This window comes from Candidatus Bodocaedibacter vickermanii (assembly GCF_014896945.1).
GTDB classification, from domain to species: Bacteria; Pseudomonadota; Alphaproteobacteria; order UBA6184; family UBA6184; genus Bodonicaedibacter; species Bodonicaedibacter vickermanii.
Map to the genome: position 1 here is coordinate 113,440 of NZ_CP054719.1, position 22,497 is coordinate 135,936.

Sequence of the window (22,497 nt, forward strand, 5' to 3'; positions counted from 1 at the left end):
ATTGCCTGCTATTCCAAAGGGCACGTCAGATGCCGTCGCAGAGGCATACAACAGATTAGAAGTTAGTCGATGGAATGGTAGGTTGATTGAAGATTATGAAAAAGGACAGTTAGACTTATCCAATTATTCAGTTGCATTTGAGGAGGAACGTATAGCTGGACGAGCAGAAGGTAGAGCAGAAGGGCAATTTGATCTGATAAAGAAGTTGCAACAAGATGGTCTTCTGACAGAAATACAGGCTGCCGAACAGATAGCAAGGTTAAAATAAGTTTTGTCGATGCGTGCGAGTGTTCCATGCATCTCTAGTGTATTCTAAATAGACATCCTCGCAAAAAGGCTCGGATGACTCTTCATTGCCCACCCGCCCGACCTGGATTGCACGAAGGAGTGCAACCAGGTCTTTACCCACACCATCTCTATTCATTTTTGAAATCCGTCTTCATGCACATCGAATCTAACTCTATTGGGTCCAGGGATCATCCCTGGTTAACGTTTTATTAATACTTGTTACTCCATACTGAATAAGAATTAATAAGGTGTTACCTCATGATCACGGTAAATAAAATTGATGAGCTATTAAAATACTTTCACCAAGAATTGGCATATTTGCGCAATAAGGGTGGGGAATTTGCAGAGCGTTATCCTAAAATTGCGGGGGCCTTGGAATTAGGACCTGACGGTTCAACGGATCCTCATGTTGAGCGATTAATAGAATCGGTGGCTTTTTTAACGGCACGCATGCAACGTGATGTTCAAAAGAAGTTTCCAGAATATACACAGCAAATATTAGGAGGGCTATATCCGCATTTAGTAACACCTGTGCCATCCATAACGATGGCTAAGTTTGATGCAGACGTTACAAAAATAAATTCCCCGGAAGGATTTTTAGTTCCAAAAGAAACATCATTGTTTTTAAATGATTTGGAGGGAAATACGTGTTTTTTCAAGACATGTTATACAACAAAATTGTGGCCAATTACCGTTGAAGATGTTCGAATTGTTGATTTAGAAGACATTGGAATTTCTGCTGTGGGACATTCCACATCGAAGGGATTAGCAATCAGCTTACGAAGCCATGGGGTTCCCTTTAATAAACTAAAGCTTCGGCATTTAGATTTCTTTTTGCAGGGTGAACGATCGTTTACTCATAAAATATACGATGCGGTAATGACACAGCCATCCAATATTTACCTTATTGAAAATGGAGCGGATAAAGCGAGATTAATGCCGTCTGCTAGATACAATCCAATCGGGTTTGATGTATCTGATCAACTGTTGCCCATGCCTGGTAATTCACACCCGGCATATGCGGTGCTAATGGATTATTTTGCATTTCCTAAAAAGTTTCATTATCTCAGCCTATGGGATATTGATTTTAGTCGAGTCAGTGAGTCTTGTGAGATTATTTTGCCGTTATCAAACGAAAGTATCAGAGAAGTGCGACCTCAAAACATTTGTTTAGGCGTTGTTCCGATTGTGAATTTGTTTGAAAAATCTACGGAACCTCTTAAATTAGATCACACGGCAATCAAGTATAAGCTAACCCCAGACATTAGGAGAGAATCAAGCACAGAAATTCATAGTATTAAGACTGTGGTTGTTATTAATGAACAAAATGGGGAAGTGGAGACTATTCCACCCTATTTCGCGTACAGACAGTGGAATAAAACTCAAAACCCACAACGGTCTTGGCATATGGAACGTGAGCCTTCTCAATACGGAGGGTTTGACGTTTATCTATCGTTTGTTGATCAAACGTTTGATCCCAAGGTTCTTACAAATGCAACAGTATATGCGGAAACAACATGCAGTAATAGATTAATGGCAGAAGATATCCCCGTTGGAAGCAGACTAAATTCACTGATTGAAATACCCACAAAAAGCATTCAAACATTAATGCATGCAAGTTCGCCTAAAATGGTTGCGCATACAGATGCTGCATATTGGAATTTAATTTCACACCTAAATTTAAACCATTTGTCCTTAACATCGTTAGGCGCAGAAGGATTAAAAAATCTTCTAAAACTTTATGGAAACGAATCAGACACAATTTTAATTGATGGAATAGTGGATGCTGAGCAACATTTGGTGACCAGGCGTTTAACAACCGATGCATGGCGTGGGTTTGTTCAGGGGATTGAAATTATTCTGACATTAGATGAACGTAATTTTGAAGGACATAGCCCATTGATTTTTGGGGCAGTGTTGCGGCAATTTTTAGCGCTTTATACATCAATTAATTCGTTTGTTGAATTAAAATTAAAATGGAAACACACAGGTGAAATATGGAAAGAATGGATTCCCTTGAGCGGTCGTCAACAACTTCTGTAGTTAAACGACTATTTACACACCCCTATGAATTTAGCTTTTTACAGGCGGTGCGATTATTTCAAAAGCTTTTGCCTAACGGAAATTTGATTGGAACAACGGTAACGCCAGCAGAAGATTCTGTAACGTTCACGTCCAGATATACGTATAGCTTGCCCAGCAGTGACATCTATCGGATACACGTTTCAGAGGGGAAACCTGTTATTGATGTAAACTTTTGGAATATTGCGGGCCCCCATGGGGCGCTACCTTCGCCTTTATCTGAAAAGGTTGATGAGCGCATGAGGGAAGGAGATTTTGCGCTTAAAGAATTTTTAGACATATTTAACCACCGACTGTTAAGCATTTATTATTGTGTGGCTCAAAAGTATTCATTTGTGTTGTCTCCTAACAGCAGTGTTCAGACAACGGTGGGGCACATGATGTGTGCTGTTGCTGGTGTTGATCCCGATAGGGAAGGATATTCTAACGTCTCAACAGCAGCATTGGCGCGTTATGCTGGGATTATTTGGCAGCGCCCACGTTCAGCAGCTGGGTTGGAACAAATCTTATCGGACTATTTTCAAGTGCCTATTCATATTGATCAGTTTGTAGGATCTTGGGTGGATATTAATCGCCGTCAACGCAGTTTTATGGGAATAAAACGAGGTCGCAATCACAAATTAGGGCGAACAACGTTTCTAGGTAAACGCTTTTGGCAATCCAATCATCATTTTGTCGTGAATGTTGGACCTTTAACGAGCGAGCAATTTCATTTGTTTATCCCCACTGGAATTGCTTATGGTGAACTGTGCGACATGATTAAATTTTATGCCCCTTTAGAGCTAACGTTTCAGCTAAAGATGTCATTAAAAGAAGATGAGAAATTAGTCCCCCTAGGATTTGATAACCCATCAAAAGAAAATCGTTTGGGGTGGACAGCAGTATTAACGAATGCGCCTCAAGATTATATCGTTAGCATAAATGCGGCGTAATCTTGATTGCACAGACAGAGTAAGTTACACTTAACGTGTAATTAAGTTAGGAGACGTTCGTGAGACTTTTGGTTCGATTTATGTCAACGCTGCTTCTATTGAGTAGTGACTTGCTTGCGGAAGCAGTCACAAAAATAGATACTGCATACTTTCAGATAAACCCTCCGGTAGTTACATATGTTAAAGCAACACTGACTGCACCAACTAAAATAACTCTTCCGCCATCAAGCGTTCCTTTAGCATTAGAAGTCGATGGAATTTGGCGAGACATTAACGATGATATCTTTAATAAACAGATTAGTGATCATGCTTTAGAAGGAGAAATGGTTGATAATGTCCCAGTATATATCTGGAATACGTGGGGATTTAAATCCAAAGGTGGGTTTTCTCCAGACACCGATCTGAAAAAATTTCAAGCGACGCGGCTAAAAGAAATAATTGGTATATTATTTCAAGTTTTCAATAATTCGCCTAAAGCGATCGTGTGTTTACAAGAAGTAAATGAGCAAACGGCACAGACACGAACTGCTATATTAAATAGTTTAAAAAGTTTGGGCGTTGAGGCCGAATATATAACGAATACTGGAACGCAATCCTTTGGGCAGGTAACCTTATATCGTAAGGATCAGTACACTGTTAAAGGTAAGAGTGTTTTCAAATCTAATGCTGATGTTCAACAAAACGGGCGTGCTTTAAAAGTATATTTTGAAGAGCTTGTGGGGAAACGTCAGTTTTCGGTTGTGAATGTTCATTTAGCCTTTAACTCTCCCAATATTTCAGGTCTTTTAGATGAATTGGTGACGTATGCTCAAGGATCAAGTTCTCCAAAATCTTTAGCTGTAATTGCAGGAGACTTTAATTATACTGTTGGAAAGTATCAGCCTAAAAATCCAAAAGTAACGGTTAATCAAGTTGGAAAATCAGTGATTGACGTTGGTGGTACGCCATCGATAAAACAAACAGCTAATAACGTAGATGGGTTTATAAGTGTTCAACCTTAAAGAAATACAAACATACATCAATCAGAATAAGCTTGATTGGGTAGTTGTTCCCCGTGAAGACGAGTTTTTAGGAGAATATGTACCCGCATATAACGAGCGATTGTTATGGGCGTCGGGTTTTTCTGGGTCTGCAGGATTAGCGATCATCGGTCAAACCTGTGCGCACCTGTTTGTTGATGGTCGATATACCTTACAGGCTGCAGATGAAGCAAAAGAGTTCCAAATTCATAGTTTGTATGAAGTGTGGGATTGGATTAAAACAACATTGGAGCCATCCAATACGGTAGGGCTAAATCTTAGATTGCATACGCAATCGTTTGTGACAAAGTTAAAACAGCATATTCAGAATATCCGTCATTTGGATCCACATCCAGTAGATCAACTTTGGACAGATCGTCCATTGCGTCCCAAATCTGTAACTGTTCCTCATGATATTAAGTATTCTGGAGAGTCCATAGATTCAAAACTATCTAGAGTTAGATCTGAAATGGCGTCCAAAGCGGAGGCGTTATATGTTCATGACCCTCATGATGTCGCGTGGGTTCTTAACATACGTGGGCAAGATTTACCGTATACCCCCATTACATTATCCAGGGCCTTGATTTGGAAACATGGAGCTGTGAGTGTGTTCGGTGATCACACGCAAATTTCAGATGATTTAAGAAATCATTTAGGCAAAAATGTACAGTTTTATCTTGAATCAGAATTAGAGCAGGTTTTATTAAAATCAGCCTGTATTCAGATTGATCCAACAGCATCAGCCTATGACTTGGACGTAGTTGCTGAAAATAACGTTGTGCAATCGTCTCCGATCTCTTTAATGAAATCGATTAAGAACTCTGTTGAAATTGAAGGCATGCGTAAGGCTCATCAATGGGATGGTGAGGCGCTTCGAAAATTCAGAGAATGGGTGTTTTTACAAGATCCAACAACTCTCGATGAAATTAAAGCATCGGATCAATTGGAAATGTTTAGACGAGAGTCTCCAGAGTGCAAAGGACTTAGCTTTGCATCAATTTCGGGATTTGGATCTAATGGAGCCATTGTGCATTATCATTCGACTGAACACACAACCCGACAGTTTGAATTGCAAGGGGTATACTTGATTGATTCCGGGGGGCAATATTTAGAAGGAACTACTGATATTACCCGTGTATTTGCCATTGGAACGCCGACAGCTGAACAGAGAAAAGCCTATACTTTAGTTTTAAAAGGACATTTGCGGTTGGCTATGGCTGTGTTTCCTAAAGGCACGACGGGGCATCAATTGGATGCTTTAGCTCGATATGACCTGTGGCAATATGGTTTAAATTATGAACACGGCACAGGGCATGGTGTTGGATCTTATTTAAGTGTTCACGAAGGTCCTCACGGAATATCCCCTCGGATGAATGCAAGTCCGTTACAATCCGGTATGGTTGTATCCAATGAACCTGGATATTATAAAGCTGGTGAATATGGAATTCGCATTGAAAACTTAATGGTGGTTCAAGAAAGCGAACATGAAGGATATTTATACTTCGAAACGCTCACACAGGTACCTTATGAAGATTCTTTAATCGATGTTGCATTGTTAACGGATGTGGAGCTCAACTATCTAAATCTTCAGGGTGGGAAATCGTAGGGAAGCCCGAAGAGGGCTTCATCTCGATTGAGTGGGCAATAAAGAGTCATCCGAGTGCCTTTGCGAGGATGTTCATTTATACATAATTCACATCATACAGTGTCTTGGCATGTTTTTTGCTTATTGGTCTATAACTAATAACAAACAAACGTACACACATGATATCGATTCAACACAGTCTTACAGACACACAGCACGCTTCTTTAGTAAACCTAGGTCAACATCCCGATAATGATAATAGTTTTGAAACGGTGCTGAATGCAGTTGCTGTAGAAAAAATGCCTATTGAAGAATCTGAAGAGAATCTACCCACGTTAAAATCAGACAGTCATGTTCATGAACACACGTTGGCAACGCATTCACTAGACGTAATGATAAGTAAGACTGCCCATTCAGAGCAGATTCAAAGTACCCCTGTTAATTTAACACGTGAGCACTCTCAAAAAGAAACACCAGCAGATAGTTTTGTATTAAAGAAATCAAGGTTAAAGGCAACACAAATTGATGGAACAGAAGTAGATCCATCCATGATGATCCCTCTTGTTCCAATTAACGTGCGCTCTAATTCAGTAACGTTAATATCCTATGAGCCAAAGGACTGCGAAGAATCTTTGCAGGTGGGTCTCAATGGTGATGATGCATTAGAACCTAGTATAAATTTAATCGCCATAGACGCTTATTCTGTAAATCCAACGTATGCAGCAAAGGTTGATTCAAGAAACGATGTAAACAATGCTGCAACACACGCTTTAAATGGTAAGGAAGCGTTGATTAGAGATGAGGATCCTCAATCATTGTCTTTTAGCAAAGAAAATATCTCACACGATCACGCTGCAGAGTTGATACCAACAACACAGGCTGTCCATGGCATGACAGATCAAACTATAATGATAAGACCAGCATCGGCTAAAATGATTCGTGAGATACAATCAAATGAAGACGATATTTTGATGGATGAAGTTCCAATTGTATCAATCGCTTTGAAACGTGATCCTGTGATGCGTGATGTTCCCCTTATGAAATCAGATTTAGATCCAAAACCTAAAAATGAAAACGTAGGATTCGATCATACACCTGTTTCGACCTCTAAGATATTAGCTGACATCACTCAATCATCAAAAGATACTAACACGGATTCATTCGAAAATGATTTTGAAGTTGTAGAACCATCGCAAGATAACCCTTTAAAAGGATCTGTTTTGAATTTTGTTCAAAGTGCATCACCAACAGAATCGTCTGAAATTACAGCGAACGTAAGTGTATCAAATTCTGCATCAACACAGCAAATACAGCACGCTATTCTTGATGCAAAAGAAGGGATACATCCTAAAGAATCAAAGACTCTAACTGTGATTTTGAATCCAGAAGAATTAGGTGTTGTGAATGTAGAATTAACAGCAGATGAAACTGGAAAATTAAGTGCTGTGTTATCCGTAGAAAAACGTGAAACATTAGATGTATTGCAGCACGATTTACACCAATTAAAAACTGTCCTTAAGGAAATTGGCATTGATGAATCCAGTATCAGTTTACAGCTTTCATCCAACAATGAACAGGGACAACAGAAACAGTCTGAATACATAGCGTGGGAAGAACGTGAACAGATGTTGATGCGCTCTCCACACATACCAATGAAAACTGCAGCAGAAAAAGCAACCTATCCAGAACGCCCAAGTTTACGGCGTTTAGATATTAAAGCTTAAGAAAGGAGATAATCATGGCTGGAGTAGCAGCAATAGGCGGGACAGCTGATCCTATTGAAAAAAGAAAAACAGCAATGATCGATGAAGCTGAAGAGAAGGAGCAGTTTGATTCCATGATGCAAGTAGAACGTGCAAAAGGGGATCAAAAAGCAGCAGAACATGGCAGTGATGTTCTTAAAGGATTATTCGCTGATCCAGAAAAAATGCTGAAATTATGGTTGATGAATGAAACCAAGCCCAACCCATTTGCTCAAGAACAAAAAGATCCTATGGAAACGTTTGGAAAGTTTTTGCAATCGATGTTGATGCAAACACAAACGGATTCGTTGAATAAATTAAAAGATACTATGGTGCGTAATAACAAATATTCAGCAACAGGGTTAATGGGACAAATGGTGGAAATTGAATCTGATAAAATGAACATTGCACCCGGACGCAAAATTGTGCAGAACTTTGCTGTTCCAGACGCAGCTTCGGCATTTGAAGTAGAAATCAAAAATGCATCAGATGAAGTTGTATATCGTAATCAAGCTTTTAACGTAAGCTCAGGTATCAACCAATTTACATGGGACGGGGTTGATAACGAAGGTAAACTGCTGCCAATTGGAGAGTATAAAATTTCAGTTTCTTTAAAGAAAGAAGTTAAAAATGAGGATGGTTCACCTAAGCTTGAGCATATGGAATATGCGGTAGATTTGGATGGAAAACAAATTCACGACAAGATTGAAACTCTTTCAATGATTGATCGTGAAGTTCAATTTGCTTATGAAATACCCGAAGGTTTAGCAGGTATGAAGTATGCTTCTGTGTGGATTTTGAATTCAAAAAACCAAGCAGTGCACAAAACTGAAATTGAAGCAAAAGGTGGGCAAAAGGGCGTATACAGTTGGAATTGCCTGGATGCTTCGGGACACAGGGTTCCAGAAGATATCTATTCAGTTCAAATAAACTTTAAAGATGAAAAACGCAAGATGCTTGAAACTGATAAACAGGCAGTCATTCGTGTGACCGGAAAAGTTCAAGGCGTTGAAGTTAATGATAATGGCGAACCCAACTTAATAACGTCACGCATTAAAGCACCATTGTCTACAGTAAAACGAATTGTTAGTGAAAACGGATTATAATAAAAAGGAGATAAAACATGAGTATCGTAACAGCACAATCAGGCGTAAAAGCAGCCCAGGTCGCAATGGGCGTATCAGTAGAAAACGTGGTTAGTGCCCAAAACGTTGGTGGTAAATCTGCAGCAGTTGACTTTTCAGCCGTGGTAACATCAGGGACAACAGGATCATATTCTCCAGGAGCTGTGAACACGCTGGTTTCTCGTAACGTCTCTGAGCAGGGTATTTTGAAAAGTACGGGTGTTGCCACGCATATTGCAATTACAGGTGTTAACGGATTTGTTATTACTAAAAACTCATTAACGGCGGGTGAGGGGCAATTTGGATTAAAACGAGGCGGAGCATTTAACCGTAACCAACAAGGATTTTTGGAAGATAAAGGTGTTTTTTTAATGGGGTGGCCAGTAGGTGCAAACGGTTCTGTGAAAGCGGGTATTAACCAAGAGGTTGTAGATGATTTGGTTCCAATCCAGGTTAACCAGGTTGCGGGTGTTGTTCGACAGACTACAGAAGTTGAGTTTAGCGGAAACTTATCGTCAGGGTCAGCAACGCCTGTGGGAGAATCATTTACAAAAACCCAACGTATTTTTGATAGCATGGGAACTCCTCATAACTTAATTTTTACATTCAAAAGATTGCCCGCAGGCGGAGATTCTGATAACCAAGTTCAATACTCAACTGAGGTAACAGTAGAAGGAGGTGTTGTCAAACGCAACGATACGTCTGGGGCGATTATTGGTTCTGCTGGAACGCCTATGATTGTAAGTTTTAACCAACTTGGACAATTTAACTTATGTGATTATGGTCAGGCAACAGAATCGAACATGTCTCCTAAATTGTGCGTTGAATGGACGAGTCCAACGATTAACTCTGCTCCGTTAGAAATGACATTAAAGCTAGGTAAAGGAAAGGGAGCAACCCCAACAGTCTGGACAGGAGCTGCTGAACCGTTGGCGGAAGGTAACCTAACAGCATATGATGGTAGCTCATTAATTACATATAGCCAACAAGATGGTTTGGGGTATGGTCGATTTGAAAATATCCGTATTGAAGAAGATGGAACTGTCAGTGCGTTGTTTAGTAATGGACGAAGTGTGGCAATTGCAAGATTGGCAATGGGAACGGTAGCTAGTCCCAACGATTTGGAATTTGTGACGGGTAACATTTTTTATGAAACACGTAAATCAGGTTCTATCGTGTTAGGTCAGGCTGGTGAAAATGGACTTGGAAAGATTAAATCGGGTGCTTTGGAAAGCTCGACAGTATCCTTGGATCAAGAGTTTGGTAAAATTATGGAATTAAAGATTTACCACCAAGGATGTTTGATGTCCATGAAACAAGCGGACAGAATGGCAGAAGAGTTGATGCAAATCATGAAATAAACTTACTTAACATTATCATAAGATTCAGCCCCCTGCATGGGGGCTGTTTTAGTTAACCATTTGTTTAGAGTGCGTGCCTTATCCTGTATAAAACAAAATATGGTGGTAAAATGAAAAAACTCATAAAATTAATTGCATGTTTAAATATTGGTGCTTCGTCAATTGCAATGGGATCAACACTTGAAGTTATTGATGGCGGTGGATATTTAGTTGGGGTGGATCGCATCAGTCAACAAGAAGTTCGATTGGTTCGTGAAGGTGTATTTCATTATAACCCCAGTACTGGTGAGTTTGAAAATGATGAGGTTAGATTACTTGCGTGGTCAGAGGAAACAACACGTAAAAGAGATTTTAGTGTAGAGCTCCTAACCAAACAGGTCTGTCTACCTACTACCGAATTTGAGTTTTACGGCAACTTATCATCAGGTTCAGCAACGCCAGTTGGAGAATCATTTACAAAAACACAGTGTATTTTTGATAATTTAGGAACATCTCATAACCTAATCTTTACATTTAAGAGATTGCCAGCAGGTTTGAATGCGGACAATCGAATTCAATACTCAACTGAGGTCACTGTAGAAGGGGGCGTTGTCAAACGTAACGATATGTCTGGAGCGGTTATCGACCTTTCGGACGTTCCTATGATTGTGACGTTTAATCAATGTGGGCTATTGAACTTACTTGATTATGGTCAATCTAGTGAATCGAATGTACCGCCAAAACTATATATTGAATGGATGAATCCTAGTATTAATGCTGCTCCATTAGCCATTGATCTTAAGTTGGGGAAAGGAAAAGGAGCAAGCCCAACGGCCTGGACAGGAGCTTCGGAACCATTTGCAAACGGAAATCTAACGGCGTATGATGGCAACTCATTGATTGCATATAGCCAACAATATGGCGGGTATGCAATTTCTAAAATTTTAAGTGCGAAAGAGCCGTTGCGATTTTCGTGGATTAAACAGGCAACAGGATTATCAACGCATCTTTCAAAGATTCCACATGGGACAGTTCGCGCAACCTCTGAAATTGAACTTAGCGGAAACTTATCGTCAGGTGCAGCAACGCCGGTTGGAGAATCATTTACAAAAACCCAACGTGTTTTTGATAGTGTGGGAACACCCCATAACTTAATTTTCGCATTTACAAGATTACCCGAAGGAACAGATTCTGATAACCAAGTTCAATACTCAACTGAGGTCACAGTAGAGGGGGGCGTTGTCAAACGTAACGATACGTCTGGGGCGGTTATCGACCTTTTGGGCGTTCCTATGATTGTAAGTTTTAACCAACTTGGACAACTTAACTTATGTGATTATGGTCAGGCAACAGAATCTAACATAGCTCCTGAGTTGTATATTGAATGGAACGATGTATCTATAAATTCTGAGCCTCAAACTATTAAACTTAACCTTGGTAAAGGAAAGAGATCAAGTCCAACTGTATGGGCAAGAGCTTCTGACTCAATGGCAGAGGGAAATCTTACTGCATATGACGGGAACTCATTGATTACATATAGCCATCAAGATGGGTTAGGTTATGGTCAATATGAAAGTGTAACCGTGAGTGATGTCGGAAAAGTAACGGCACACTACAGCAATCGAAATTCCATAGATATTGGGAATCTAGCCGTTGCAATTATTCCAAACCCAGGTGGGTTAAAACAAATGGGTGCCTCATATCGTGTGACTGAATTATCCGGTCTGCCAACGATTTCTTTTGGCGGGCAACCCGGCTGGGGTAAGTTAAAGTTTATAGCTCCACCTATTGCACGCATGGATGCTGTTGATCAACCAGTGAAGGTTCTCCAATGTATGGATGGTGAGTTGATGGCGTTAGCGGAAGCTGCAGGCAATGATTAACGAGAGGCCATTTAGGGTTTGTTAATATGGATGTGGTTTAATTAGATAAGTTTGAAAGAAATTATTCATGTTATCACGCATTACGACTGTTGCTTTTCAGGGCATTCAAGCCGTTCCTGTGGATGTACAAGTCCAAATAGCGAATGGCTTGCCTGCCTTTAATATCGTTGGATTAGCCGATAAAACGGTTGCTGAATCCCGCGAACGCATTCGGTCTGCATTAACATCGATCGGACTAAGTTTACCCCCAAAACGAATCACTGTTAACTTATCGCCTGCGGATATGCAAAAAGAAGGCAGTCATTTTGATTTGCCCATTGCAATTGCTGTATTAATTGGACTTGAAGTTATTTCTGCTGAGGTGTCGTCAGCTTATGTAGCCCTAGGAGAGCTATCATTAGCTGGGGATTTACTACCCGTGAACGGTGTATTACCTGCAGCATTTTATGCAGCATCTGAAGCTAAGAAAGTGATTTGCCCGCACAAAAATGGTCCGGAAGCCACTTGGGGCGGGGGGCAGGGCGTATTAGCCCCATTAACGCTAATCCAATTGATTCAGTGTTTGCAAGGCAAGATAGTATTAGAATCTCCAAAACCAGAGGTTCAGCAACATCGGCCAGAGACCGTCGATCTCAGTTTAGTCAAGGGGCAGGAAACCTCAAAACGAGCCTTAGAAATTACTGCAGCCGGTGGACACAACTTGCTAATGATCGGATCACCTGGTGCTGGAAAATCATTATTAGCCGCGTGCTTGCCCGGGATCTTACCCGAGCTTACGCCTAAAGAAGCCTTGGAAGTCAGTATGATTCATAGTATTGCTGGCGTATTGAATGAGGGGGCTTTATTAAAAGATCGCCCGTTTAGGGCTCCTCATCATTCTGCATCCATGCCATCCTTAGTCGGTGGTGGGTTAAAAGCAAAACCCGGTGAAATATCGTTGGCACATAATGGAGTCTTGTTTCTGGATGAATTGCCTGAATTTCAACGCATGACGTTAGAAGCGTTGCGGCAACCCTTGGAAACAGGATCGGTGTCAATCAGCAGAGCCAATGCGCGTTATACATATCCTGCAGATGTTCAGTTTGTGGCAGCCATGAACCCCTGTCGATGTGGATACGGAGATGACCCTGTTAAAGCATGTTCAAAAGTACCTAAGTGTTTAGAAGAGTATCAATCAAAGATTTCAGGCCCACTAATGGATCGGATTGATTTAAAAGTATATATGAAAGCGGTTGATTTAGATGTGTTTCGAGACAAAGCATCAGCTGAAAGTAGCGCTGTCGTAAAAACACGTATCATGAATGCCAGGAACTATCAACAGCAACGTCTTAGTACCTTAGGAATACCGGTAAGCGTCAATGCCAACCTATCTCAAAAGCATATGGAAACTGCGTGTGCCTTATCGACAGACGTTGAGTCTTTTTGTTTTGATACGGCTCAAAAATTAAGTTTGAGTGCACGCGGGTTATTTCGTACATTAAAAGTAGCCAGGACAATTGCTGATTTAGATGAATCGGCTGAAATTCAAAAGAAGCACATATCCGAAGCATTTGCATATCGATTAATATAAGAAAGTATTAGTATGTTTAAAAAACATTTTATTCACCAGGAATCTGCTCTACATAAAAAAATACATTACAGTTTAATGTTTGGGGGGCTTCATCATTTCTTTATGGGGCTTATATTGCTGTATGCCGTAATTAACGGGTTTTCAGGAACTGTGTTTCAGACAGAGTCCTTTGTTTTTTATAAATCAAATATTAGTTCGATATTTTATTTCATTATGTTAACTGAGTTGGGTCTAAAGTTTTTGCTTAATACAAAAGAATTTGTTAAAAAACCGTGGCATATATTAGAAGTTGGAATTTTAGTGGCTTCTTGGTTCTTGCCTGGATTTCTAGTTTTAATGACCTTTAGATTCATTGCCTATTTATACACATTCCTTGATCACCCCGTAATCAACCGAGTCATCCATACATTTGTTCATTCTATTCCAACGTTGATGATGTCATCTTTAGTATTGTCAGGGTGTTTGGTGTGTTACAGTCTTTTGACAACAACCTTGTTTGGGAACGAATTTCCTGAGTTATTTGGACATATCGGAAAATCATTATTTACATTCATTCAGCTTATGACGTTCGATGATTGGATGGCCTATATATTACGACCAGTTATGGAGCTATATCCATGGTCATGGTTGATATTTATCTCTTTCATTGTTTTAATTGTTTTTGGTGTGATGAATGTTTTCGTAGGTACGATTGTTAACGCAATGAATTTTGTTGACGATGCTGCAGACGATCAGCCATCAATAACGGATTTACAGAAACAAATTGCAGAACTCAAAGAGCTGATTCAGAAACAACATACAAAATAAGTTGTACCAGGGATGATCCCTGGCAACGTGCCGTTGCATCCGATAGTTTGATTGAGGGGGGGGGGCACAACTGTTGAAAGTGATCAGAAGAGGTGTTTAACGATATTAAAATCACCCACTTAAACACCAAGCTATGAATGTTATAAAAAACTTCATATTGTGTAAAATAGTCGCATATCTATTACTTAATTCATACATATCTGTATGATTGACACAATTAATCGGTTTATCAATGATTTTCCCTGTTCTATTGATTTGTTGTCAAAAATATTCTTTTTCTAATCACTTTCAACAGTTGTGGGGGGGGGGGCGGATTTCAAATAACGAAAGCCGTAAGGCAGCATGATGCTGCACCCATTAGGCAACGTGCCGTTGCATCCGTTAGATTAGATTGGGTGTGGTTTGAGATGTGGGGGAATTGTGAGAATTTGAACCTACCTTCGGCGCAGGATCATTAGGGTTGAAAAATGAATTTGAGATATTTTGTTGAAGAGTGTGCTTTCGTTCCTTCCTTATTAAATTCTGAAGGCACTGTGTGTAAAGCTTTCAGAGTTAAGTTTATAGAATCCGTGTCAGACCACATCGGATCTAACCTAATGGATACAGCGTCACGCTGTTTAAAACCGAGAGAATCCCCAGTAACCCGCACGTGCAAAAAGAACCCCATTTCTTACACGAATGGGGAAAGGCGGACTTTAGTATAAAATACAAAGTCGTGTTTTACGAGCCCGTCGGCTCTAGGGGTTGTTTACAGGGCTGTGACTACTGATCGGGTAGTTTGAGTTCCTGTACTGGAGATTCGATTCGGCATGTCGTCCTTGAGTGGTTCAACCAAAGCTTCGTCGCGGATCTGGTTAGGGATCCTTTGGCTGAAAGTTTCAAAGACGTAGAACGAAAAAAGGCTACCCAGGTTTTTGGGTAGCCTCTTCGCAATTCTAGCTATCAGTATACATAGTTGATTTGGATTGTCAAGAGCAATCTGCGATTGCATGCGTTAAGTTAGATTCGATATGTTTGGACACGGATTATAAAAAACAACCTAGCACCTGCTTAAGTTATCAATGTTTTAAAGTGGTTAAAAACCCAATGGGTGCAGCATCATGCTGGCGGCTCAAGGGCGCTTTACGCGCCAGAGCGGCGGTTGCCGCTATCAAATCGCGTTGCGATTTGCTTGAGCCGCATAGACGCAGAGGTTGGCATACATGAGAGAGTTGATACAGCTAGTGGTATGCTGCTGCACCCGATGAGGTAAATCGAGTGTGGTCTGGCACGGATTTCAATTATTACAAACATCATTACCTAATGGATGCCGGATTCAATGGGGGTACTCGAATAAATTCCTGAACTGGTTGCAACGTTGTTGTTTATAATCCGTGTCAGATCCCATCGGATCTACCTATAGGGTCCAGGGATCATCCCTGGTGCAACGTCACGTTGCGCTTATTTTTCTTGACAATTGGATGGTACACCTTAGGATGAAGACCGAAAGGATGTTTTATGCAGTCACTGGATGAATTAACCCAATTATTTAATGCGCAACGTCAATCATCACGAGTTCACCATGCGTGGATTATAGAAGGTATTGATGAATCTGCAATAGAACCATGGTTGGATGATGTTATAACTCAACTTGTGGCCAGAAAGATCGGAGAGAATCATTTTCATCCCAATCTGTTTTGGATTGCGGAATCTGATTCTCATACTGTAGATGCCGCACGCTTGGTCATCAGTTTTCTTGAAAAAACAAGTTGGGATGGCGGTTGGAAAGTATGCGTGATTATGGGGGCGAATCAGTTAAACGCTCAAGCTCAAAATGCATTATTAAAAGTTATGGAAGAGCCTCCCGAGAAATCTGTTATCTTCTTAATCTCCGAACGTACTCATACGTTGCTTCCCACTATTTATTCTAGAGGTCTTCATGTAATTTTGTCTGCTGAAGCCAGCAATAATCAGCTTGAGCTGCAAACGTTTATGAACGATTGGATGACTGCTGTAATTACGATTTTAGAACGGCAAGATTTTGAGCCCTTATTAACGCTTCAGGCACGCTTAACTGAAAATACGCTTGATGCAGAAACTCAAGGTAAATGGACGTTATTGGCATTAAAACAGATCATTGATGGACAAGGGCGAATTGCGGAACCTTCAGAGACAATCGATCGACTGTTAACTGTGGCACCAACGTATGATTGGGTTCAACGGTGGATGATTGGGCAAGCGTATCTTTCAAAAGCCTTAGAATTTAAGGTTGATGAAAAACAATTTTGCGTTAAACTAACCACAAAGATATTAGAATAAGTGAGACTCACCATAATGAAAAAGCCATATTATATTACAACCCCCATCTATTACGTTAACGATAAGCCCCATATTGGTCATGCATATACGACCATTGCTGCAGATGTGATTGCGCGGTTTAAGCGGATGGATGGGTATGACGTAATGTTTCTGACGGGCACAGATGAACATGGGTTGAAAGTTAATAAATCGGCAGAACTTGCGGGGATTGATCCCCAGACATTTGTGGATCAAGTGTCTCAAAATTTCAGAGATTTAATGCCAATCTTAAATGTGACACCGGATCGATTTATTCGAACGACAGAGTCTGCTCATAAAAAAGCTGCTCAAGAGATCTGGAATCGTTTGATTGCATCGGGTGATATTTATTTGGGCAGTTATGAAGGCTGGTATTCCATGCGAGATGAGGCCTTTTACGCTGAATCTGAATTGGTCGATGGAAAAGCTCCAACAGGGGCGCCGGTTGAATGGCTGGAAGAACCCAGTTATTTCTTTCGATTATCAAAATGGCAAGAACCCTTATTGACATTTTATGAACAACAGCCTGATTTTATTGCTCCAAATTCTAGACGAAATGAAGTTGTAAAGTTTGTTGAAGGTGGGCTGATGGATTTGTCAGTTTCCCGCACAAGCTTTAATTGGGGGGTAACTGTACCCAATGATGAAAAACATGTCATGTATGTATGGTTGGATGCATTAACCAATTACCTGACGGGTGTTGGATTCCCGGATACGAATTTAGAATCGTACAAAAAATATTGGCCAGCAGATTTGCATTTAATGGGTAAGGATATTATCCGATTCCATGCGGTTTATTGGCCTGCATTTTTAATGGCCGCTGGATTAGAGCCTCCTAAACGCGTCTTTGCCCATGGGTGGTGGACGAATGAGGGGCAAAAAATTTCAAAATCATTAGGAAATGTGATTGATCCTATTGATCTTATTAGCCAGTACGGAGCGGATGCATTCCGGTATGTCTTAATGAGAGAAGTTAGCTTTGGGCAAGATGGTGATTTCTCAATATCAGGTATGAAAAATCGCATTAATGCTGATTTGGCTAATGCATATGGCAACCTGGCTCAACGCGTGTTGTCGTTCATTTATAAGCAATGTGACGGTATCATTCATGCGTCAGCAGACCTGGAACCTCAAGATAAGGTAATATTGCTGGGGCTGGAAACCGCATTAACAGAGGTTCGCACAGCCATCGACCATCAAGCCTTACATAAGATGTGTGATTCAATTTGGCAGTGTATTTATGATGCTAATGCCTATGTCGATGCAGAAAAGCCATGGTCATTGCGTAAGGAAAACCCAGAACGCATGAAGGTGGTATTGTATGTATTGTGCAACGTTATCAAACGGTTGGCGTTATTAACATTCCCAATTCTGCCACAGGCGTCTGAAACGATGTTAAGATTATTGGGAGAATCAGATTTTGATTTAGAGAATTTTTCAGCACTAATCCCCGATCAACGAATTATCCAAGAACCTCATCCCGTGTTTCCACGGATTGTGGATGAGGCATAATTGATGGAATAAGGTTTATGCACTCTATAAACTTTGAGCATGTTAATTGTTGGGGGGTAATTACCCTCCAAAAGCCAGAAACACTCAATGCTTTAGATTTACCTATGGTATTGGGAATTCGTTCATTCTTGAAAAAGGCTCGTGACAGTTCCAATATTTCAGGGATTATCATAAAAAGTGCCGTTCCCACTATATTTTGCGCCGGCGGGGATATTAAAGCTGTGTATCGTTGGCACACAAAAAATGATGTTGAGTCATTGCGCACGTATGTTCAGGAAGAATACGGGTTAAACGCCGATATTCAATCGTTTCCAAAGCCTGTAGTTGCTATGATGAATGGATTAACCTTAGGCGGTGGAGTGGGATTAAGTCGATATGCCACGTATCGAATCGCAACAACGGACGCAGCTGCTGGTATGCCTGAAGTGAAAATTGCCTTTTTTCCAGATGTTGGGGCAGGATATTTCTTAAATTTATTGGATAAGCCTGTGGCTAGATTCCTGGCACTGACGGGGCATGTGTTGAAAGGAAGTGATCTTATCACAACGGGATATGCGACTCATTTAATATCATCGGATGATTCGTTAAACTTTCTAAACAATTTAACGTTAGTAGATCCAAATAAATTAGAGGATAGTTTATCCTCCTCAGTAACGACGCCCTCAACATTATCAGAATTAGCACCGATTATTGAGTGTTTTAATGCAGATTCTTTGATAACGTGTGTTGACTCTTTAAAAGAGTGTGATCATCCAGAAGCGTTTAGACTATATCAAGAAATGCTGACATTCAGCCCCTTAGCCTTACATGTGATTTGGCAATATATGAACAGTACTCGAGGGTTAAGCTATGCGTCGGTGCTGCAGATTGATTTGAAATTGGCAGCAAAAATGTTTAACACTTCAGATTTTTTCGAAGGCATTCGCACTCGTCTTATAGATAAAAAAGACAAGCCGTCTTGGCGACATGAATCCATACACGAAGTATCAGATTTAGAGATAGAACATTATTTTAATTTCGCCAGGGATGATCCCTGGACCCGTTAGGCAACGTGCCGTTGCATCCAATAGGTTACGATGTGGTCGGACACGGGTTATTGTCGTTGGCAACCTGAGGTTGCATCCATTAGGCAGCGTGACGCTGCACTCGTTAGGTTTGATTGAGGGAGATTTGAGATGTGTAAAAATACAATGTGGGGATGAATGTTGATGGAGTGTGGTTTGAGGTGTGAGAAAATTTTGAGATTTTTGACCTAACTTCGGCGCAGGCAACGTGCCGTTGCATCCGTTAGGTTAGATTGAGTGTGTTTGGAGACATGGGGGAATGGGGCGGATTTTGACCCAGCTTTGACCCATTTCGGGCGCAGGCAACGTGACGTTGCATCCATTAGGATAGATTGAGTGTGTGATGGGAGATGTGGAAGAATGAGGAGGATGATGAGGAATTTGAACCTACCTTCGGCGCAGGATCATTGAGGTGGAAAAATGATTTTGAGATGTTTTGTTGAAAAGTAGTGGTTTAGTTCCTTGTGTTTGTAGCTTTCAGAGTTAAGTTATATAGAATCCGTGTCCAATCACATCGGATCTAACTTAGCGGATCCAACCGCAGGTTGGCAACGTGACGTTGCATCCATTAGCGTGATGTTGTCGTTATTTAGTTTTAAAACCGAGAGAATCCCCAGTAACCCGCACGTGCAAAAAGAACCCCATTTCTTACACGAATGGGGAAAGGCGGACTTTATTGATAGGCACAAAGTCGTGTTTTACGAGCCCGTCGGCTCTAGGGGTTGTTTACAGGGCTGTGACTACTGATCGGGTAGTGAAGCGCCTGTACTGGGGATTCGGTTCGGCGTTGTGTCTTTGAGTGGTTCAAAGACGTAGAACGAAAAAAGGCTACCCAGGTTCTTGGGTAGCCTTTTCGCAATTCTAGTTATTAGTATACACAGTGAATTTGGAAAGTCAATATATTTTTGAAGGATGATGGTGTTTTTGTAATCCGTGTTTGTGCGAATCGGATCTATCTATAGGGTGCAGCGTCACGCTGCTCGGATCTGACCTATGGGATGCAACCTCAGGCTGCCTAATGGGTCCAGGGATCATCCCTGGTGCAGCGTCACACTCCCCTTTAAGCAAAACAAAGTTAAAGGGGAGTGTGACTTTTTATAGACCTAAACTAATTTAATTTGGGTATAGGAACAATGCGAGACATCTACGTTACTGACCGAATGACGCATACCCAGATTATAAGGAGTCAGCTATAATTGGATATCAAACATTAGATTCAGAGATTGGACATAGCCTGTTAGATCTCTCGAAATGCCATAGCCCGCAGTTAAAGTTCCGACGTTAACATTGAAGGATGCTTGCATTTGAACCCCATATGTTAAGGGCAATGCCTGTAAGGGAACATCAATGTTTTCATTGTTTATTTTAAGCACATGTGCATCGCGTTTTGCATACACACTTGAGAAAATTTGGGCAGAAATGTCGGTGTTTGCAATGCGTTTTTTAAGAGTTGCATTTGCAAAAACATGGGTTTCATTTAGTTCTGCAGCATCTATGCGACCCAATATACTGTCGCCTAAACCACTTCGCTTGTGATGCATCGTTGATAGGGTAACGGCAGCATATCCGTCTTCTGCATTTCCGTGATATAGACCTGCTGCGGCACCGTGCAGTTTACCATCAGCGCTAATAAATCCATCGATCCCCAGGTGTTGAGATTGACCATGAAACGCCCATACATTTGATGCTGAATTTCCCATGAACGATGGGTGTGTTAAGCTGACCCCCACTTGAGTTTGAGGCGTAACATTCATACCGTAGGTTGTTTCCGTCATTGTTCCAGTTTGGTTAACTGTCTGAATGACACCGGTGTTTGCATGTTTAGGGTCAAGGTACCTTAATCCATCAAAGGATAATGGCGATGTTTGGATTGGAGTAAGATGTTGTCCCGCCGTAATTTCACGCAATGCCGCCTTGACCCCATCTTTGTTCAACAAAGCCGTACGCAGGTTTCCTGCCATTGCATCATGTTGCAAAAGTTGATGAGCAATAGCCGTTTCTGTATGGGAAAGCCCTTGAGCACTTAGTCCTTTTCCGGTTAGAGTTAAGGTTAATTGCAACGCCTTTGTCGCCTCATCTGTTTTTGTTGCCAGATCAAAGGTAGCAGCAAAAGTTTGTATGCCTTTTTTAAATCGATTAAGCGTTCCATTTTTTGTTTCTATAAGAACGATGTGATCACCGGTTTCAATCGTGCTGTCTAGAGCTGATAATACTACGGATACATCGTTATTCATTTGAACATAGTTAGAACTCATTAAGGGAGTTTTAGACGCTGTATTCCAGAGTACTCTGATAGAGTTATTGCCAGCGTTAACGGTGTATGATGTAGTTTGAAAGGGCGCACTGCTGGTGAGGTCGATAGTGCCACCCTGATGGTTTAAAATACCAATATTGGCGGAGCTGCCTTGGGTGTATAATTTTAACCCAGGTGTAACCGTTAAATGATCGATCTTGCCCGCTATCATAAACTCACCTTCGGTTGCCCAGGGGAAACGAGAGCTCCTTTGTGCTTTTAATTGATCCATGGTGATACCAAATTGTTCTAAATTATTGGGTGTATAGACAATGTTTTCACCATTTTGTATTGAAGCATTTGCCCCAACGTAGAGTGCGTGTGTCGTTAATTTGGCTTGAGAGCTGATACTAAAGTTTGAATTTTCAAGCCGAAGAGCCATCGTTGTAAGAGTGCTGTTTGGCAATAGGGTAAGGTCAGAATCTTTTAAATCAATCACGCTGAATGTCGCAGCGCGTTTAAGTTGAAGTTTTTCCTTTTTTTGGGGGGAATCCCCCCACACATCCATAATAACGGGGATAGTTGCAGTTGCATCAGGTATCGTAAGTATATTTTGCGTAATCTTTACTGAATGGGGAGCCGACCCTGGTACTTTTAAAACCTTTTGATTTTCTGCCCAATGTAAATAAGATTCCAAGGTCATAAAATTAGTAGTGTCTGTAAGGTCAACCGCAGTGGACTGATCAGGCAACAGGTTATTGTAAATGAACAATTTTGCGTTTATGGGGGTTGAAGGGTCTCTATCCGATGAGGATGGCGTATGACCATCCTGTGCCAGCAAATCATCAATCGATGAAGGTGTATCATTCCCGATGGTTGGTGGCGTTGTTCCTTCATCTGTTGAAATTTGGGGGCTTTCCCCCTTGTCTGAACACCCAGTTAAAAACACAACACTGCAGGCTGTCGCGCATAAATAAGACTTTAAATTCATCAGGGTATC

At 40.9% G+C, this 22,497-nt stretch carries 15 protein-coding genes; 14 read left to right on the forward strand and 1 reads right to left on the reverse strand.

Annotation, left to right across the window (positions count from 1 at the left end):
• Window position 1: 1 nt before the first annotated feature.
• The 14 genes from CPBP_RS00615 (at window position 2) to CPBP_RS00680 (ending at window position 19,246) form a co-directional block, all read left to right on the forward strand.
• Window positions 2-268: a hypothetical protein gene (locus tag CPBP_RS00615; RefSeq protein ID WP_350332125.1), complete on the forward strand. Its 267-nt coding sequence runs from the start codon at window positions 2-4 to the stop codon at window positions 266-268.
• Window positions 269-546: 278 nt separating this feature from the next.
• Window positions 547-2,331, forward strand: coding sequence for a type VI secretion system baseplate subunit TssF (tssF, locus tag CPBP_RS00620; RefSeq protein WP_350332126.1), 1,785 nt, complete (start codon window positions 547-549; stop codon window positions 2,329-2,331).
• Complete coding sequence (gene tssG, locus CPBP_RS00625; RefSeq protein ID WP_350332127.1) at window positions 2,295-3,302, forward strand: type VI secretion system baseplate subunit TssG; 1,008 nt, start codon at window positions 2,295-2,297, stop codon at window positions 3,300-3,302. Before tssF ends, tssG begins: the two co-directional genes overlap by 37 nt.
• 59 nt (window positions 3,303-3,361) lie before the next feature.
• Window positions 3,362-4,303 carry an endonuclease/exonuclease/phosphatase family protein gene (locus CPBP_RS00630; RefSeq protein ID WP_350332128.1) on the forward strand — a complete coding sequence of 314 codons (942 nt, stop codon included), beginning with the start codon at window positions 3,362-3,364 and terminating at the stop codon, window positions 4,301-4,303.
• On the forward strand, window positions 4,290-5,927 hold the full coding sequence (locus CPBP_RS00635; RefSeq protein WP_350332129.1) for a M24B family metallopeptidase: 1,638 nt from the start codon (window positions 4,290-4,292) through the stop codon (window positions 5,925-5,927). Before CPBP_RS00630 ends, CPBP_RS00635 begins: the two co-directional genes overlap by 14 nt.
• A 158-nt stretch (window positions 5,928-6,085) precedes the next feature.
• Complete coding sequence (locus tag CPBP_RS00640) at window positions 6,086-7,630, forward strand: flagellar hook-length control protein FliK (RefSeq protein WP_350332130.1); 1,545 nt, start codon at window positions 6,086-6,088, stop codon at window positions 7,628-7,630.
• Window positions 7,631-7,644: 14 nt separating this feature from the next.
• On the forward strand, window positions 7,645-8,754 hold the full coding sequence (locus tag CPBP_RS00645; protein ID WP_350332131.1) for a FlgD immunoglobulin-like domain containing protein: 1,110 nt from the start codon (window positions 7,645-7,647) through the stop codon (window positions 8,752-8,754).
• Between the two features lie 17 nt (window positions 8,755-8,771).
• A complete protein-coding gene (locus tag CPBP_RS00650) occupies window positions 8,772-10,133 on the forward strand; it encodes a flagellar hook-basal body complex protein (protein WP_350332132.1) in 1,362 nt (453 codons plus the stop codon).
• Window positions 10,134-10,243: 110 nt separating this feature from the next.
• Window positions 10,244-11,995, forward strand: a complete 1,752-nt coding sequence (locus CPBP_RS00655; protein WP_350332133.1) for a flagellar hook-basal body complex protein — start codon at window positions 10,244-10,246, stop codon at window positions 11,993-11,995.
• Between the two features lie 67 nt (window positions 11,996-12,062).
• Window positions 12,063-13,565, forward strand: a complete 1,503-nt coding sequence (locus tag CPBP_RS00660) for a YifB family Mg chelatase-like AAA ATPase (protein WP_350332134.1) — start codon at window positions 12,063-12,065, stop codon at window positions 13,563-13,565.
• Window positions 13,566-13,577: 12 nt separating this feature from the next.
• Complete coding sequence (locus tag CPBP_RS00665) at window positions 13,578-14,372, forward strand: ion transporter (RefSeq protein WP_350332135.1); 795 nt, start codon at window positions 13,578-13,580, stop codon at window positions 14,370-14,372.
• A 1,497-nt stretch (window positions 14,373-15,869) separates the two neighbouring features.
• Window positions 15,870-16,670, forward strand: a complete 801-nt coding sequence (locus CPBP_RS00670) for a DNA polymerase III delta subunit-related protein (RefSeq protein WP_350332136.1) — start codon at window positions 15,870-15,872, stop codon at window positions 16,668-16,670.
• A 15-nt stretch (window positions 16,671-16,685) separates the two neighbouring features.
• Window positions 16,686-18,200 carry a methionine--tRNA ligase gene (gene metG / locus CPBP_RS00675; protein WP_350332137.1) on the forward strand — a complete coding sequence of 505 codons (1,515 nt, stop codon included), beginning with the start codon at window positions 16,686-16,688 and terminating at the stop codon, window positions 18,198-18,200.
• 17 nt (window positions 18,201-18,217) lie between these two features.
• Window positions 18,218-19,246 carry an enoyl-CoA hydratase/isomerase family protein gene (locus tag CPBP_RS00680; protein ID WP_350332138.1) on the forward strand — a complete coding sequence of 343 codons (1,029 nt, stop codon included), beginning with the start codon at window positions 18,218-18,220 and terminating at the stop codon, window positions 19,244-19,246.
• A 1,208-nt stretch (window positions 19,247-20,454) separates the two neighbouring features.
• Here CPBP_RS00680 and CPBP_RS00685 read toward each other — a convergent pair.
• Window positions 20,455-22,488 (reverse strand): hypothetical protein, encoded by a 2,034-nt coding sequence (locus CPBP_RS00685; protein ID WP_350332139.1) that lies wholly within the window; start codon window positions 22,486-22,488, stop codon window positions 20,455-20,457.
• Window positions 22,489-22,497: the final 9 nt, after the last annotated feature.

Bases quoted from the DNA above. Each gene is read 5' to 3' on its own strand.
- CPBP_RS00680 (WP_350332138.1), top strand. From the start codon at position 18,218: ATGCACTCTATAAACTTTGAGCATGTTAATTGTTGGGGGGTAATTACC.
- tssG (WP_350332127.1), top strand. From the start codon at position 2,295: ATGGATTCCCTTGAGCGGTCGTCAACAACTTCTGTAGTTAAACGACTA.
- tssF (WP_350332126.1), top strand. From the start codon at position 547: ATGATCACGGTAAATAAAATTGATGAGCTATTAAAATACTTTCACCAA.
- CPBP_RS00660 (WP_350332134.1), top strand. From the start codon at position 12,063: ATGTTATCACGCATTACGACTGTTGCTTTTCAGGGCATTCAAGCCGTT.
- CPBP_RS00670 (WP_350332136.1), top strand. From the start codon at position 15,870: ATGCAGTCACTGGATGAATTAACCCAATTATTTAATGCGCAACGTCAA.
- metG (WP_350332137.1), top strand. From the start codon at position 16,686: ATGAAAAAGCCATATTATATTACAACCCCCATCTATTACGTTAACGAT.
- CPBP_RS00650 (WP_350332132.1), top strand. From the start codon at position 8,772: ATGAGTATCGTAACAGCACAATCAGGCGTAAAAGCAGCCCAGGTCGCA.
- CPBP_RS00640 (WP_350332130.1), top strand. From the start codon at position 6,086: ATGATATCGATTCAACACAGTCTTACAGACACACAGCACGCTTCTTTA.
- CPBP_RS00665 (WP_350332135.1), top strand. From the start codon at position 13,578: ATGTTTAAAAAACATTTTATTCACCAGGAATCTGCTCTACATAAAAAA.
- CPBP_RS00645 (WP_350332131.1), top strand. From the start codon at position 7,645: ATGGCTGGAGTAGCAGCAATAGGCGGGACAGCTGATCCTATTGAAAAA.
- CPBP_RS00685 (WP_350332139.1), bottom strand. From the start codon at position 22,488: ATGAATTTAAAGTCTTATTTATGCGCGACAGCCTGCAGTGTTGTGTTT.
- CPBP_RS00655 (WP_350332133.1), top strand. From the start codon at position 10,244: ATGAAAAAACTCATAAAATTAATTGCATGTTTAAATATTGGTGCTTCG.